10 protein-coding genes are annotated in these 16184 nt (G+C 43.1%); 6 read left to right on the top strand and 4 right to left on the bottom strand.

Going from position 1 to position 16184, the window contains the following annotated elements:
* The first annotated feature begins 52 nt into the window (after window positions 1–52).
* The 5 genes from DB520_RS21725 to DB520_RS21705 are packed head-to-tail and all read left to right on the top strand — an operon-like array spanning window position 53 to window position 4892.
* The gene (locus DB520_RS21725) at window positions 53–664 is read left to right on the top strand and encodes a fumarylacetoacetate hydrolase family protein (protein ID WP_114751898.1); all 612 of its coding nucleotides are present in this window, start codon (window positions 53–55) and stop codon (window positions 662–664) included.
* Complete coding sequence (locus tag DB520_RS21720) at window positions 648–2522, top strand: M23 family metallopeptidase (protein ID WP_114751897.1); 1875 nt, start codon at window positions 648–650, stop codon at window positions 2520–2522. The genes DB520_RS21725 and DB520_RS21720 overlap by 17 nt, the downstream gene beginning before the upstream one ends.
* Window positions 2523–2577: 55 nt before the next feature.
* Window positions 2578–3027, top strand: coding sequence for a thioredoxin-dependent thiol peroxidase (gene bcp, locus DB520_RS21715; protein ID WP_114751896.1), 450 nt, complete (start codon window positions 2578–2580; stop codon window positions 3025–3027).
* 9 nt (window positions 3028–3036) lie between these two features.
* Window positions 3037–3888, top strand: a complete 852-nt coding sequence (locus DB520_RS21710) for a transketolase (protein ID WP_114751895.1) — start codon at window positions 3037–3039, stop codon at window positions 3886–3888.
* Between the two features lie 35 nt (window positions 3889–3923).
* Window positions 3924–4892, top strand: coding sequence for a transketolase family protein (locus DB520_RS21705; protein WP_114751894.1), 969 nt, complete (start codon window positions 3924–3926; stop codon window positions 4890–4892).
* A gap of 61 nt (window positions 4893–4953) precedes the next feature.
* Here the strand turns inward: DB520_RS21705 and DB520_RS21700 are convergent, their stop codons facing one another.
* Complete coding sequence (locus DB520_RS21700; protein ID WP_114751893.1) at window positions 4954–5571, bottom strand: NAD(P)-binding domain-containing protein; 618 nt, start codon at window positions 5569–5571, stop codon at window positions 4954–4956.
* A gap of 403 nt (window positions 5572–5974) precedes the next feature.
* On the opposite strand from DB520_RS21700, the gene DB520_RS21690 reads away from it, so the two are divergent.
* A complete protein-coding gene (locus DB520_RS21690; protein WP_157972196.1) occupies window positions 5975–7456 on the top strand; it encodes an FG-GAP repeat domain-containing protein in 1482 nt (493 codons plus the stop codon).
* 14 nt (window positions 7457–7470) lie between these two features.
* Here DB520_RS21690 and DB520_RS21685 read toward each other — a convergent pair whose 3' ends face one another.
* The 3 genes from DB520_RS21685 to DB520_RS21675 are packed head-to-tail and all read right to left on the bottom strand — an operon-like array spanning window position 7471 to window position 16160.
* A complete protein-coding gene (locus DB520_RS21685; RefSeq protein ID WP_114751890.1) occupies window positions 7471–11019 on the bottom strand; it encodes a VCBS repeat-containing protein in 3549 nt (1182 codons plus the stop codon).
* 57 nt (window positions 11020–11076) lie between these two features.
* Window positions 11077–12624 carry a RagB/SusD family nutrient uptake outer membrane protein gene (locus DB520_RS21680; RefSeq protein WP_114751889.1) on the bottom strand — a complete coding sequence of 516 codons (1548 nt, stop codon included), beginning with the start codon at window positions 12622–12624 and terminating at the stop codon, window positions 11077–11079.
* Between the two features lie 17 nt (window positions 12625–12641).
* The gene (locus tag DB520_RS21675; protein WP_114752052.1) at window positions 12642–16160 is read right to left on the bottom strand and encodes a SusC/RagA family TonB-linked outer membrane protein; all 3519 of its coding nucleotides are present in this window, start codon (window positions 16158–16160) and stop codon (window positions 12642–12644) included.
* Between the last annotated feature and the right edge of the window lie 24 nt (window positions 16161–16184).

Genomic DNA, 16184 nt, shown 5'->3' with positions numbered 1-16184 from the left:
GGGGAAATTTTATTCCTTTGCCGTAAATTGCAAAAAGCAAAGCTGATAGTAAATGAAAATAATAGCCATAGGCCGAAACTATGCGGCCCATATAGAAGAGTTGAACAATGAAAGGCCGAGTGAACCCGTGGTGTTTATGAAGCCAGAAACTGCCCTAATAAAAAAGGGGCAACCTTTTTACCACCCGGAGTTTTCCCAAGATATTCACCATGAAGTGGAATTGGTGCTGAAAATAAATAAGGAAGGCAAATATATACAGAGAGAATTTGCCCATACCTACTTTGATGAAATCGGGCTGGGGATAGATTTTACCGCTAGGGATATTCAAAAAAAATGCAAGGAAAAAGGCCTTCCCTGGGAAATTGCCAAAGCATTTAATGGAAGTGCTCCAGTGGGGGAATTTTTACCCGTAAGCAATTTTCCCGATTTCGGGAATATCAATTTTCACCTTAATGTAAACGGAAAATTGCGGCAAAAAGGCAATACCTCCCTTTTGTTGTTTGATTTTACTACTATTTTAGCTTATGTGTCAAAATTTTTCATGTTGAAAAAGGGGGATTTGATTTTTACTGGTACACCCGCCGGAGTGGGAAAAGTAAGCGTCGGTGACCACTTGGAAGGTTTTTTGGAAGGAAAAAAAGTATTGAATGTTGAGATTAAGTGATTGTTGGTTTGTTCTGGTTTGTTTCTTGTTTTTTTCTGTCAGTACTTTTGGACAAGTAGATCCTGGGTACTATCTCTTTCCCATAAAACCTGGGGAAAGGAACTTCCTGGCCGGTACCATGGCTGAGATTCGTCCCAACCATTTTCACTCTGGGGTGGATATAAAAACCGAGGGTAGGGAAGGGCTCCCTATCCATGCAGCGGCGGATGGCCATGTACACCGTATCAAGATCTCCACTCAGGGGTATGGTAACGTATTATACCTAAAGCACCCAAATGGGCAATATACTGTATATGCCCATTTACGTGAACTGAATGCTTCCATTGGGCAGTACATGAGAGAAAAGATGTATAACGCCCGGATAAATGAAATGGAATATTTTCTTGAACCCGGTGAACTTCCGGTCAATAAGGGTGACACCATTGCCTATTCAGGAAATACAGGAAGTTCTATGGGGCCTCATCTGCATTTTGAGATCAGGGATTCTCTTGACAGGGCATTGGATCCCCTTGATTTTCAATTCCAAGAAATCATCGACTCCATACCTCCATATGTACAACGGATTGCAATTACACCATTGGACATCAACAGTAGGGTAAATGGGATGTTTCAAAGGAGAGAGTTTCCGGTAGTGTATTATGACAATGCCTATAGGGTGAACCAAGAGATCAAAATCACAGGGAAAGTAGGGATAGAAGTCCTAGCCTACGATCAACTTAACGATATGTATAACAGAAACGGGTTTCCCACCTACAAGATCGTTTACGATGGTAAGGATTTCTATGAAAGTACCGCCAAACCACTGGACTTCAGCTTGGGAAGGTTTATCCTTTCACATACTTACAGGAACCGGTATACCAGGTTATATAAGAAACCGAACAACCTCTTTGATTTTTACCAGCCCGACTCCACCTTCAGCGGAGCTATATCCCTAGCTCCAAATGAGGAAAAGGAGGTAGAAGTGCAACTGATAGATACTTATCAAAATACCAGAAGCCTAAAATTAAAGCTGAATGGAGAGGATAACTATGACCTGTTAAGGACCTATAACAGCACCTCCTTCAACAATATGATCAGCTATGAGGATCACATCATGATTATTAATGAAAACAACCACCAACTGGGAGACCTGGCCATGTTTTATGTTCACGGATATCAATTTGAAATTCCCTACGAATATCAAGGCACTAATAAAAGGACCTATTTATGGGATATGAGGTTGGGCATTCCAGACTCGGTAGGCTTGTGTTCCGGTACCATAATTCCAGATGTGCAAACAAGGGTATTATTTCAAGATGAGGTGGTGTTTGACAATGGAGAGGTACAGGTAGCCTTTGCCTCACAATCCCTATTGGATGATTTCTATTTAAGGATATCGCCTAAAAGAATAGCAGGCGATCCGGGTATCCGGATAAATGAACCCTTTGAATACCTGAGGGGCCATATCGAGGTGAGTTTCTGCCCAGAGGTTATTGAAGCCCAAAAGGAGCACAGTCACGTGTACCTGCGGTATGAGAATGGCTTTAAGCGCTTTAAGGGAGGAAGCTGGAATGGGGATTGTATTACCTTTAGAACCAACCAATTAGGTGATTTTGTAGTGGCCCAGGATAGTATTGGCCCTACCATTAGACCTATGAGAGTTAATAGCTCCGAGCTTCGCTTTTCCATTAGGGATAATCTATCCGGTATAAGGGATTTTGAAGCCTATGTTGATGGAAAATGGGTACTCATGCGGTACGAACACAAGCAAGCAATGATTTGGTCAGAAAAACTGGAAAACCAGCCCTTTGAAGGAGAAGTACTTTTAAAAGTGAGGGACATGGCAAATAACGAATCGATTTTTAGGGGAAAGATTTAATTTATTGCGATATTTACACCCCTAACCTTTACAATTAAAATTAAATTATATTCCTATGTCTCTAGAAGTTGGCCAAAAGGCTCCAGAATTTGAATCGAAGGATCAAAACGGCAACCCTATTAAACTATCCGATTTCAAAGGGAAGAAAGTAGTTTTGTATTTTTACCCAAAGGATAATACCCCTGGTTGTACTGCTCAGGCATGTAACCTCAGGGATAACCATGAAGCCCTAAAGGCAGCGGGATATGAAGTCTTGGGTATTAGCTCGGATTCCGTAAAGTCACACAAGAAGTTTGTAGAAAAACAAGAGTTACCCTTTACCCTTATTGCGGACGAGGATAAAAGTGTGCATGAAAAATACGGTACCTGGGTGGAAAAACAAATGTACGGAAAGACCTATATGGGCACTGCCAGAACGACCTTTATTATTGATGAGGAAGGTGTGATTACTGAGATCATCGAAAAAGTAAAAACAAAAGATCATACCAATCAAATAATTAAATGATTCCTATTCATGGAAAAACCATCAATTAAACAACTAAAAGAAATTTGCTCCCAAGTAAGAAGGGACATTGTACGAATGGTGCATGGTGTGCAGTCCGGTCATCCTGGGGCATCCTTGGGCTGTACCGAGTTTTTTGTGGCCCTCTATTTTCACCAAATGAAACATAATAAGGATTTTGACCCCAAAGGTTTGGGTGAGGATCTGTTTTTTCTTTCCAATGGGCATATTTCCCCTGTTTGGTATAGCGTGCTAGCAAGATCTGGGTATTTTCCTGCTGAGGAGCTTGCCACGTTCAGGAAAATCGACAGTAGGCTTCAGGGACACCCTGCCACCGAGGAAGGCCTACCGGGAATCCGAATCGCTTCGGGCTCATTGGGCCAGGGACTCTCTGTGGCAATTGGGGCTGCATTAGCTAAAAAACTCAACAACGACACCCGTACAGTTTATGCCTTGATGGGGGATGGAGAGCAACAAGAGGGGCAAATTTGGGAGGCAGCCATGTGTGCACCTCACCATGGAGTGGATAATCTGATTGCAAGCATAGATGTAAATGGTCAACAGATTGACGGCCCTACTGACAAAATCATGAATCTCTTGGATCTAAAGGCAAAATGGGAAGCTTTTGGCTGGCAGGTGATCGAAACTGAAAACGGCAATGACATCGAACAAGTAATATTCTCACTGGAAAAAGCCAAGGGAATGCTGGGAAATGGAAAACCTGTATTGAACCTATTGAGAACCGATATGGGCTATGGGGTGGATTTTATGGTAGGAACGCATAAATGGCATGGCATCGCTCCCGATGATGAGCAATTGGCCTCAGCTTTAGGTCAATTGGAGGAAACATTAGGGGATTATTAATTGCATTGCCTTTTAACTGCCAAAATAGAAAAGAAATGGAAAAAACGTTAGATACAAAGTTTACCTATACAGAGAAAAAGGATACCCGATCCGGGTTCGGTGATGGCTTTTTGGAAGTGGGCCGAAAAAACCCCGACGTAGTTGGCCTATGTGCCGATTTAATTGGTTCATTAAAAATGGGGGCCTTTCAGAAGGAGTTTCCGGATCGATTCTTTCAGGTTGGGATTGCAGAGGCCAATATGATGGGAGTGGCCGCAGGCTTGACCATTGGGGGAAAAATCCCATACACCGGAACCTTTGCGAATTTTTCCACTGGAAGGGTATATGATCAAATCCGTCAATCTATAGCATATTCTGGGAAAAACGTAAAAATATGTGCTTCCCATGCGGGTTTGACCCTAGGCGAAGATGGTGCCACCCATCAAATCCTAGAAGATGTAGGCATGATGCGGATGCTTCCACACATGACTGTAATCAACCCTTGTGATTATAACCAGACCAAGGCAGCTACTATTGCTATCGCAGATTATGAAGGTCCGGTTTACTTGAGGTTTGGAAGGCCCAAGTGGCCCATTTTCACTCCAGCGAACCAAAAATTCGAGATAGGGAAGGCCTGGAAAATGATTGATGGCAAAGACGTGAGTATTTTTGCCACTGGACACCTTGTTTGGGAGGCAGTGGTAGCCGAAGCACTACTCCGGGAAGAAGGAATTCAGGCGGAGGTAATCAACCTGCACACCATAAAGCCCCTGGATACAGAAGCTATTCTTGACTCCGTAGCCAAGACAGGTTGTGCTGTTACCGCAGAGGAACACCAACTTAATGGGGGTATGGGTGACAGTGTAGCCCAAACCCTGGTGCGGAATCACCCTGCCCCATTAGAAATGGTGGGCGTAAATGATTCTTTTGGGGAATCAGGAAAGCCGGAAGACCTGCTTGAAAAATACGGACTTAATGCCGCCAATATCGTCAAAGCCGTGAAAAGGGTGTTGGCTAGGAAATAGGATAAACATTTTCGAATAAAAGAGAAAGTGCAATTGATTATTAATTGCACTTTCTTTTTTTTTAAAGTGAAATGAGTTTAAAATCAAATCCAGCCTTTTCAGTATGTAAGGAGGATATCTTGATTTTCAAATGATAAAAAGCCTCTAGCAACATCGCCGAATCAAAATCCCCGGCGTCTATGGGGTTGAACCCTGCCTGTGCGATTAACTTCTTTACTATTAATTTCTCCTCGCAATCCTCCCCACAATAATAGGTTTCCTTTATTAGGCCAAGGGGATCATTGCTGGGATAATTCAAGCCCAAGTTGTTGAACCCTTTAAATACCTTGGTATTTTTGGCATGCTTTTTTAACAAGGACATATTATAGTTAAAACCTTTTGGATAGCTGCTGTTGGTGCAGTCTACTATGCATTTAGCACTGGAATCGCTAGTACCGATCAGCATACAAATATCCTTGTAACAGTCATTTTCACAACATAAAAACAAAATATCAGCAATGTCTATGGCTTCCTTATACGTCAAAAATCTCTCCGTAGAGGAGGAATTGGACAACCTCCATGTGATATCGTTCAATTCGAAGCTATCGCTTACCCCATAAACTACATCTATTGATCGGTTGATAAACTTATTGCCCAAGTTCAGGGCCAATTTGGTTTCTCCTAATATGGCTACTTTCATTATATTATGGTTAAATGGATTCTACAAAATTTCAGCATTCCCCTCATTTCTTTTCTAGTTTTCTCCTATGCTACTTTTGATTCTTCTACCTCCCACCCATGATAAAAGTATATATTATTCTAATATTATGGTTAAATTCAAAATAATCAAAATATAATATAAGAAAAAATGATTTTATATTATACATTACAATAACCTGTACATGTAATTCAAAAAAAAATCTTTGTAAATAGGACTGAGTTTCTACCACTTTTTCTTTTGGAACTGAATCAATAAGCTTATCTTCATATAAATCCATGTAACTTGTAGAATTCTGTACCTGTTGAAATCAAAAATTGTTTTTTCCGGCCTTTTATTTTTAGTAGTAGTGGAATTTGCTTGTGATTCTCCCAACACCACTTCCATGCCTCTAATAAACCCTTCTGAAATAGAAGCTTTGCAAGCCTTAAAATCTAATTCGGGCTTGCTAAATGACCAGCAACTGGCTCAAGGATATTGCGGAACCTGCCACGAATACCCTTCGCCTGCACTTTTGGACAAAGAAACCTGGTTGAAAAGTGTTCTTCCTAATATGAGACGCAGGTTGGGATTACTATTGGAAGGGGAAACTCCTATTAGGAATGAGGGGATAGAAGGGCAAGTTTTCCACAATGTTCCGCTTATTGACCAAAAAGATTGGGAAAGAATCAAGGATTTTTATGAGCGAGAGGCACCTGAGGAACTGGAAATCCCAAAACAATCCAAAGCACCGAAACAGGGAATTCCTGGATTCCACCTTCATACCCCCAACCTAGACATGGTTCAACCAGCCCTTACTACCAGCCTCAAAGGGGATGAAGGACTAGGTTTTTATTTAGGAGACCGTGTAAATGGCCTTTTTTACTTTGATGGATTAAATTTGCAACTACAAGACAGTTTTCCGGACACCAAAATGGTTTCAGAGGTATCTATTGACGATTTGGAACAAATTCATGTGTTAAAAATGGGTTATATGGATCCGGCAGACCATAATCTTGGCTCATGGACAAAGCTTATCGGTCAAGGGGAAAAAGTCATTGCAGATGGGTTGAATAGGCCTGTTCATTTTGCCTTTGGCCACCTGTTGGGAAATGAAAGTCCAGAAGTGGTTATTTCGAATTTTGGTAACCATACAGGGGATGTATCCTTGTTTTTCCAAGAACACAAGCAATGGAAAAGGAAAATACTCATTGACAGACCAGGGGCAAGGAGAAGTGTCATAGCTGATCTTAATGGAAATGGGCTGAATGATATTATTGTCTTGATGACTCAAGCCAGAGAAGGAATAGTGGCTATGATGAATCAGGGAAATGGAGTATTTGAGGAAAAAACACTGCTTTCCTTTCATCCTGCATTCGGAAGTAGTTATTTTGACCTTCTGGATATAAACGGAAACGGAAAATTGGATATCCTGCTCTCCAACGGAGATAATGCAGACCTTTCCAAAATCCTAAAACCCTATCATGGAATTAGAATATTTTTAAACCAAGGAAATGAAACCTTTGACGAATCATGGTTTTACCCCATGTATGGAGCCAGTAGCATCCTAGCAGAAGATTTTGACGGAGATGGAAATATAGATATAGCTGCCATATCGTTTTTTCCAGATTGGAATCAGGAGCCAAGACAGGATTTTGTATATTTAAAGGGCATCGGTGGTTTGCAGTTTGATGCCTTTGTGCTGGATAAGCCCTTAAAGGCAAAATGGCTGGTAATGGAAAAGTCAGACATAGATGGGGATGGGGATCTGGACATAATTTTGGGTTCCTTTATGTTAGAACAAATGCCTCCTAGAGATGGGTCCCCTCACTATTTTGAAGAACAATGGTTGCCATTTGCGGTGTTGAAAAACCAAAGAATCCCATAAACGTTATGGTTTGTTCACTCAAGAGTGGCACTTAACTTTGGGGTTAGCATGGATACCTGCTGTTCTTCCACCTTACCTCCAGGAAAATGCCATTCGATTTTTTTTATGGAATCCTTTAATTTGATTAGAGAGGATGATTGTGAAAGATAAGTGTTCCCATAGAGCAGGGGGATGGTCTCGGAGTGGCCATTTTGATCGTATAAAACAGCCTGAAAGGCATTCCTTTTTGGCTTTAGCAGCTGATCTTTGGCATGGATGCTACTTGAAAAGGAATAGAGTTTATCCTGATTTGAAGCCACTAAGACCATAAGGGTATCGCCCGGACCCCAAATACTTGCCATTCCTTTGGCATCAGTATCCACGAAGAAGCCAGAATGGTGCTGGTTCAAGGGTGTGAAATTTCCTTTTCCATCACCAGTAAGATAGAGGCCTATACCCGCGTCATGCCATCCTGAATGGATCTCTGTAGCATAGTTGTTTCCGACCAATAAAAGATCCAAATTCCCGTCTTCATTAAAATCCCCAATCAAAGTTCCATAAGTAGGGGAGATTTGTGCTTCAATTGGAAGTGGTCTTAACTCAAAATTACCTTCTCCTAAATCTAACAAAATGGCGGATTCCAGATAATTGGCGGAAAACTTAAGGGCATCCTGCCTTTCGTTTCTGCCTAGTACTTTATCAATGGTAGCCTCCCCATATTGCTTGTAGCGTGGAAACCTTCTTTTCATGGATGGTATCTGGCTGATCAGGTTATCCCTAGGGTGCACCGCATACTCCTTCCCTTGAATATAACGCGTTATAATAGGATCAACACTTTGGTTATGGTCAAAATCATCTGCATAAATTCGGATAGGCTCTTTTTTGGAGGCCTTGAAGCGGCTATTTAATCCTTGATTTCCGAGTACAAAATCCATCCTACCGTTTCCGGTAAGATCAGCAACGGATATACTATTCCACCAACCCTTGGTAGAGGAAAGCCCAAAGTCCGCTGTTTTATCGATAAAGGCACCCTCTTCCCCTTTTAATAAGGTAATAGGCATCCATTCTCCCACCAACACCAAATCCAACATGCCGTCCCCATCAAAGTCCAACCAAACAGCGTCAGAAACCATCCCTATCTTACCCTCATTGGGTAGGTATTCGGCAGATACATCCACAAATTCACCATCCCTGTTCTCTAATAAATAGCTTTGGGCAGGGTAGGGATAGGAACCCGGGGTTACTCTTCCCCCAATAAAAAGATCCAAATCTCCATCTGCATCAAAATCTGCGGCTATTACGGTAGATCCGCTTGCAAAAAGCTCGGGCAAAGCATTCTCTGCATGCGTGAATTGTCCCTTTCCATCATTAAGGTACAACCTGTCCTGAAACATCCCTTTTCCGGAAGAATTTGCATTGCCACCACTTACCACGTATAAGTCTTGATGTCCATTACCATTGGCATCAAAAAACAGCGCTCCCATATCGTTGGCCTCTTGATGAAAAAGGAAATCCCTTTTTTCAAATCCTTCTTCCTTTTGCAAAAACAGTGCTCCTGGATACCCAGCACCTCCCCCTACAAAGAAATCCTCCTTGCCATCTCCATCGATATCGCCCACTGCTATTCCTGGTCCACTTTGGGATAGCTTGTGGGGCAATAAAAACTGATCTTTAAAATCCACATAATCCGTTTGAAAGTGACTGTGCTCAATGCCCAGATGTTCCGTGTTTTGAGTAAATACTGTGGATTGGCTAAGCGGAAGGGGAGGCTCCCCGGCACTTTCCTTTGCCTGGTTCTGGTATAATTCAAGGCGCTGGTTGGATGTTATGTTTTCCAGCTTCTGGCTTTTTCCATCCGGCCATACCACTTCCAATTTTTCCACCTCTTTAATAGATCCTAGTCCAAAATGAAGGACTGGGTCGACGGTTGATTTGTACCCTCTGTAAGGGCTATTTTCCTGATATTGTATCCCCTCGGTAGTGTAGATAGTAATTTTGGCTCCAATTCCTTGAATATTGGGGGTGTTTCCTACCAGCTTAATTTGCAAATAATTCGCATTTTCAGCCGAGCTTGAGTGATTTTGGTAGATAGAGGTTTCTGAGTCTATATTGTTGATAACAAGATCCAAATCTCCGTCATTGTCCAGATCCACGAAGGCAGCACCATTGGAATAGGTGGGCATTTGAAATCCCCATTCCTCTGAAACATCTTCAAAAACCAATGTACCCTTGTTTTTGAACATGTAATTGTGAATATGGGCCCCTTCCAGTTCCTCTAACCGTTTCATTGCCTCCTCTCTATTTGCCTTTTCGGTACCAAACATCTCTCTTTCCCGGTTATAGACGATGAAATCCAAATTAGTGACATCCTTTCTATATCCGTTTGTGATAAAAAGGTCTTTATGGCCGCTATTGTCAAAATCCGCAAAAAGGGGTGCCCAGCTCCAGTCTGTCTCGTGGACACCCGCCAGATAAGCAATTTCACTGAAAGTATGGTTGCCGTTGTTGAGTTGTAGGGTATTCCTGACGTACTGGGGTTCGTAGCCCAGGGACAATATCATTTGAAATTGATTGTAATTGATATCTGGGAACATGGTTTTTTGCCGTAGATTATCAGGAGGGAGCATGTCCATTACAGCAATATCCACCCATCCGTCGTTGTTGAAGTCCGCAATATCAACACCCATACCGTTGAAACTTTGGTGTTTTAGGTAATCGCTGATTTCATTACTAAAGGTACCATCACCCTGGTTGATCCAAAGCAGGTCATTGGTAATAAAATCATTTGCCACATACACATCCGGAAGCCCATCTCGGTTGATATCGGCAATGGCGACTCCGAGCCCATAGCCCTCAATCAATATACCTGCCTCTTTGGAGACATTGCTGAAAGTCCCATCTCCGTTGTTCCTATATAGCCTATCGGTACTTTTGCTTTCCCCTTCTACCTTTTTCTCTCTCACGAAATTCCGGTTGGAAGTTTCATAGGCATTGGTCAACAGGTAAAGATCCAGATCTCCATCTCCGTCATAATCAAAAAATGCGGCATGTGTACTATAACCATTATCATCCAGGCCATATGATTCCGCCTCTTCGGAGAAACTCATGCTTCCATCATTGATGAAAAGCATGTTTTTACTTTTATCTGGGTCTTTACTTGCTACACATACATATAGGTCTACGTGTCCATTTCCATTGATATCCACAAAAGAGGCACCAGTTGCCCATCGGTTTTCACCTATTCCCAACTTGTGACTTATGTCTTCAAACTCCAGGTTCCCTTTGTTAAGGTATAGTTTGCTTGGCACCATATTCCCTGAAAAAAATAAATCCGGCAGGCCGTCATTGTTGATATCCCCTACGGCAACACCACCTCCATTATAGATATAGTCGAAATTTAATGCGTTTAGGGTGTCATTGGTAGCAATTGCATTGGTAAAAGTGATGCCAGTTTTTGAGGAGGGCAATAATTCAAAACGTTGTTCTTTTGTATGGCAGGAGCAAATGATTAGGAGAACAATGATTATCCATACTTTTGTGCTTGCTAAAATGTAAGCATCTTTCCAACTTTTCAGGTACTTCATAGCATAGTGGAAAAAGGCTGCCTGAGTTCTTCAAGCAGCCTTTGAAAATATATAGGTTTAATAGCCAGGATTTTGCCTTAGCTCCTGAATCAAATCTAATTCCCGCTGAGGGAAAGGTTTAAGAAGGTGCCGCTCGGTCCAGTTTTGGTTGGCCAATGAACTGCCAAAGTCAACATCAGTGGCGATGTTAATCAGACCAGCATTATGCCACCTCACAAGGTCATCATAACGGTGCCCTTCAAAGGCCAGTTCAACCCTTCGTTCATGCATAAGAAACTCCATCATCTCCTCCTGGCTAGTTGTGCCAGGCCTATCCGGTAGGGCATCTCCAGTAGGGTCAGCTCTACGTCTTACCAAATTTATCAGTTCTGCGGCTCTCGCTACATTATTGTTGCCAAGTAATTCGGCTTCTGCCAGCATCAGATAAACATCTGCCAACCTAATTACCCGTTCATTATTTGAACCCGCAGGTGGTTCAGGATAGCTGATGTAGTTAAGCAAGTATTTGGAAGGAGTAGCACCTGTAATCGACCAAGCAGGGTCATAGGGAGTTCCAAAATAATCATCTCCCTCCCTGTAAAAGGTGTTAGTAATACGAGGATCATCGGGTTCAAATTCCTGTTGCAGCGGCACTGTGGCATGTACATTTCCATACCCCTGACCATTGGCTCCCGGGGCACAGTTGCCCAAGAAACAGGAAGCCCTGAAATTAATGGCTCTTCCCGTACCTGCATGGCCTACATTTTGGTTTTGGGCCAAGCCAAAATCCACAGGCAGCCAGGGGTTGAATTCCCCTCTGGAAAACTGAATTTCAAAGATGGATTCCGAATTGTTTTGGAAGTCCTCGTCAAAATTATGTCCGAAATCATCTACCAAACTATATCCCATGTTAAAAGCCACATTTTCCAATTCAGTAATGGCTTCCGTGTATTTTTGTCTGTACAGATATACCTTTCCTAAAAGTGCTTGGGCGGCGCCACTGGTGGCCCTTCCTACATTGGAGGCGTCCCATTGGTCAGGTAGGTCATTTTTGGCAGTTATCAAGTCTTCTTCCACAAAGTCCAGTACCTCTCCTGGCTGGGAGTTGCCTACTCTGGAAGTTTCAACCGTCGTGATCAACTCCCTGATCAATGGTGGTGTGCCCCAATGCTTGGCGAGCATGAAATAGAAATAGGCTCGTATAAACTTGGCTTCCGCTTCAAACCTTGCTATCTCTCCAGTTGTAAGTTCTGAATCAGAGGTTCGGTTTAGTATGGTGTTAGCACGCATGATCCCTTTGTAGCTCTCTGTGTAAATATGGTTGAAGTCCCCATTGTCCGGGAGCCAAACGAAATCCACGTTATTGTTTACACCTTGCCCACCGTGTCTCGCATTGTCCGAGGGGTAGACTATACCCCTGTAATGGCCTAGACCGGACTGTTCGTAATACAGGTTCAACAAGGTGCTGTAAGGTGCCAAGGAGGCTGCCTCAAAATCATCATAGGTGATATAGAACGTTTCCGAATTCAACTCTCCCAATGGCGGTAAATCCAACTGATTCTCACAAGACAGTATGGTTACCAAAACTATGCTGAGAAACAATCCCAAAATTTTTATCGTCTTCATAACTTTTGCTGCTTAAATTAAAAGGTCAATTGAACTCCCATTTGGTAAATCCTGGGTTGGGGCATATTTCCCCTGTCCGTACCGGCACCAGTCTGAGTGGCATTTGCCCCATAGGTCATCACCTCTGGGTCCATTCCCGTATAATTGGTAAAGGTAAGAAGGTTGGTGCCTCCTACATAAACCCTTCCTCTGCTGAAGCCTTCCCATCGGTCCAATAGGGTAGAGGGGAGGGTATAACCTATTTGCAGGTTCCTCAACCTCAGGAAACCAGCATTTTCCACAAATCGATCCGAAAATCGGTTGTTTTGATTCGGATCCCCTGAGATGGCTCTTGGAACAGAGTTACTGGTTCCAGGACCAGTCCAGCGTTCTTGGGTCTCCGTCAACATATTTCTTCCTGCACCACCTAGGTTAAGACCAGATCTTCTTACTTCATTATAGATTTGTATATCGCCTACCCCTTGCCAAAGCATGGATAGGTCAAAATTCCTGTAGGACAAGTTTGCACTGAAACCGTAGAAGAAAGAGGGAATGGTTTTTCCCAAATAGGAGCGGTCGTTAAAATCAATCATTCCATCTGGTTCACCAGAAAATTGCTGGCCTTCCCCTCCCGGGCCATCTACATCTTGAAAGATCACATCTCCAGGTCTGGGGCCTTGAGGGGAAAGAGCATCTTCAAATCCGCCAGTGAACCTGGCATCAATTTCCTCTTGGGATTGGTAAATACCGGCGGTTTGGTAGCCGAAGAAATAGCCAATCGGATGACCAATAGCCGTTCTATAGATATCAGAGGCAGTAAACTCCTCCAAACCAGGGGCTAATTCTTCCAGCCTATTTCTCACGCTGGTAATGTTACCTGAGAGCTGCATATTAAGGCCATTTGCAAATTGGTGATTATAGCCAATTTCAAGTTCGATTCCCTTGTTGCTTACCGTCCCCAAGTTGACAGGGGTGGACCCAAAACCTGTCAGTCCAGGTAAAGGAAGTGAGAATAGAAAATCCTTTGTGGTCCGCTCGTAATAGGTGGCCAAAATGTCCACTTTATCGTTGAACAGAGAAATGTCAAACCCTACATCCACCGTCTGTACGGTTTCCCATACCACCTCTTCATTCACAAAGTTTATGGGTGCCGGTGCCTGAACGGTATTGCTACCGCCAAGGGCATAATCAGGTGTGGTTGATACCCGGAAAATATGTGGAAATGCAGCGGTATTGGAATTTCCCAATTGTCCCCAACTCCCCCTGATTTTCAGATCGCTTATGGTACCCTTGTTGAAAAAGGGCTCCTCACTCACTCTCCAGGCACCAGAAAAGGATGGAAACGTGCCCCAACGACGATTGTCTACTGGGGAAAAAGTAGAAGTACCGTCTCTTCTTACGGTAGCGGTCAGCAAATATTTGTCGTCAAAATTATAACTTGCCCTACCTATATATCCTACAAAGGCTGACTGACCCGCTCCGGCACCCAAGTTGGGATCACCTCGTCCATTAATTACCACCCGATAGAAATTCGGGTCCGTACTTATAAAGTCGGAACCTTGTAAGCTCAATGAAGTACTACGCAGCTTTTGGTATTCCAATCCACCTAAAAGGTCGATGTTATGCTTACCAAAGGTTTTGTTGTAGTTAAGGGTATTGGTGAATACCTGGGTGAAGTTCTCATTTCTTGAATCCGTAAACAGGTTGCCAGGACGATCTAGCCCCATCTCTGCCACCAGGTATTCCGGGCGCCAGTTGTCATTTCTTCCATTAATCAAATCAAGGGAAGCGGCTGATTTAAAATATAGGCCATCCATGATTTCCAGCTCCGCAAAGACACTTCCCAACACCCTGGTTCTTCTATCTACCCGATTCACGATTTGGTTTATCCCTACTTGGTTGCCGATGGTCAATCCGGCCAAGTCATGGTTGCCATCATAGCCATATCTGTTTCCAGGTATGGGGTTCATTGGATCCTCGAAGATATTAAAAAATGGTGGCATGGTGACCGCATTTTGTAATAGAAAGCCATCGCCACCACCATTCATTCCCCTGTTTACTTCCTGATAGGAAATGGTAAAGGTCTGACCAATCCTCAACCTTTTGTTGATGTTAAAATCACTGTTCACCCTAAAGGTATACCTGTCCAACTCCCACCTCTGTACAGTGGCATCTTGGTTGAAGTATCCTCCGGAAACAAAATAGTTATAACCTTCACCGCCACCAGAGATGCTTAAATTGTGGTTTTGGATAGGGGCATTCGGGTTCAGCGCTGCTTCCCTCCAGGCCATTTCATTACTCCGGTTCAGAATTGAACTTCCCGGTTGCAGGTCTGGATGCAAAAACTGGAATTCGGGATCAGCGGAAGTAAGGTTATTTTGGGTATTAAAAGCGTCATAGGCATCTTGCGTCAAACTAAGGTATTCCTGGGTAGAGTTGTATTCGTTAAACCTTGGGATTTGTTGTACACCATAGTAGGATTCCAATTGAACGGTTGGCTTTCCTTTTTTGCCTTGTTTAGTGGTTATCAATACCACTCCATTGGCAGCTCTTACCCCATATACTGCAGCTGCAGATGCATCCTTCAATACAGAAATATTTTCAATGTCGGCAGGATTTATGGTTGCCAAGGGATTGGTAGTGGCATCTGCATTGTTTCCTACAGGGACCCCGTCAATAACAAACAGTGGCTGGGTGTTACCTACCGTACCCACTCCCCGGATCCTAATGGCCACAGGAGCACCTGGGGTTCCATCCACATTGGTAACCTGAACTCCTGAGACCCTACCTTGGATGGCTTGGTCTACTGAGGCAATGGGTACCTGGGCAATTTCATCAGAACCCACAGTGCCTATGGATTCAGTCATCAGCTTCCTGCTTTTTTCACCATACCCAATTACCACCACTTCCTCTAGAGCCCGTGTATCTGCCTGTAAGGTCACATCAATGATATTGGAGTTGCCCACAGAAATCTCCCGGGTATCAAACCCTATGTAAGAAAAGACCAATACCGCCCCTTCATCCGGGACCTGTATCGAATACCTGCCATCAAGGTCTGTGACAGCACCCACATTGGTTCCTTTTAACAATATGTTTACCCCAGGAAGGGACTCACCCTCTTCATCCCTTACAATTCCAGAGATGTTTCTTTCCATTAGCTGATTCGTTTCAACCACTTCAAGTGTTTCCTTTGAAGGCATTTCCCTTACGCTTATTCGGTTATTGACCTGTTTAAACGAAAGCTTGTAATCTCCAGAAAGCTGGAGCAAAACTTCCTCCAGGGGGCTATCCGGCGCATGAAGGGATACAGGGCCAATTTTTTCAATAAGGCGGTCCCTGTAGAAAAATGAGTAGCCGGTTTGCTCATGTATAGAGGTAAACACCTTGGAAAGTACTACTTCCTCCAAGGATATATTCACCCTAACTTCTTTGAGGTCTAGGCTGTTTTGGGCGTTGGTAGGATCTGCATAAATCATGTTTAAAAGGAAAATTTGCAGAAAAAACCCATACAGATAGTATTTACCTATCATAAGTGCTTTTTGTAATACATTTTTCATAAATTTATAAGGTTTATTGTTCCT

The sequence above is a fragment of the Pleomorphovibrio marinus genome, from assembly GCF_003347495.1.
GTDB lineage: Bacteria > Bacteroidota > Bacteroidia > Cytophagales > Cyclobacteriaceae > Pleomorphovibrio > Pleomorphovibrio marinus.
This window is presented reverse-complemented; position numbering and strand designations above follow the sequence as displayed.

Bases quoted from the DNA above. Each gene is read 5' to 3' on its own strand.
- DB520_RS21725 (WP_114751898.1), top strand. From the start codon at position 53: ATGAAAATAATAGCCATAGGCCGAAACTATGCGGCCCATATAGAAGAG.
- DB520_RS21720 (WP_114751897.1), top strand. From the start codon at position 648: ATGTTGAGATTAAGTGATTGTTGGTTTGTTCTGGTTTGTTTCTTGTTT.
- bcp (WP_114751896.1), top strand. From the start codon at position 2,578: ATGTCTCTAGAAGTTGGCCAAAAGGCTCCAGAATTTGAATCGAAGGAT.
- DB520_RS21710 (WP_114751895.1), top strand. From the start codon at position 3,037: ATGGAAAAACCATCAATTAAACAACTAAAAGAAATTTGCTCCCAAGTA.
- DB520_RS21705 (WP_114751894.1), top strand. From the start codon at position 3,924: ATGGAAAAAACGTTAGATACAAAGTTTACCTATACAGAGAAAAAGGAT.
- DB520_RS21700 (WP_114751893.1), bottom strand. From the start codon at position 5,571: ATGAAAGTAGCCATATTAGGAGAAACCAAATTGGCCCTGAACTTGGGC.
- DB520_RS21690 (WP_157972196.1), top strand. From the start codon at position 5,975: ATGCCTCTAATAAACCCTTCTGAAATAGAAGCTTTGCAAGCCTTAAAA.
- DB520_RS21685 (WP_114751890.1), bottom strand. From the start codon at position 11,019: ATGAAGTACCTGAAAAGTTGGAAAGATGCTTACATTTTAGCAAGCACA.
- DB520_RS21680 (WP_114751889.1), bottom strand. From the start codon at position 12,624: ATGAAGACGATAAAAATTTTGGGATTGTTTCTCAGCATAGTTTTGGTA.
- DB520_RS21675 (WP_114752052.1), bottom strand. From the start codon at position 16,160: ATGAAAAATGTATTACAAAAAGCACTTATGATAGGTAAATACTATCTG.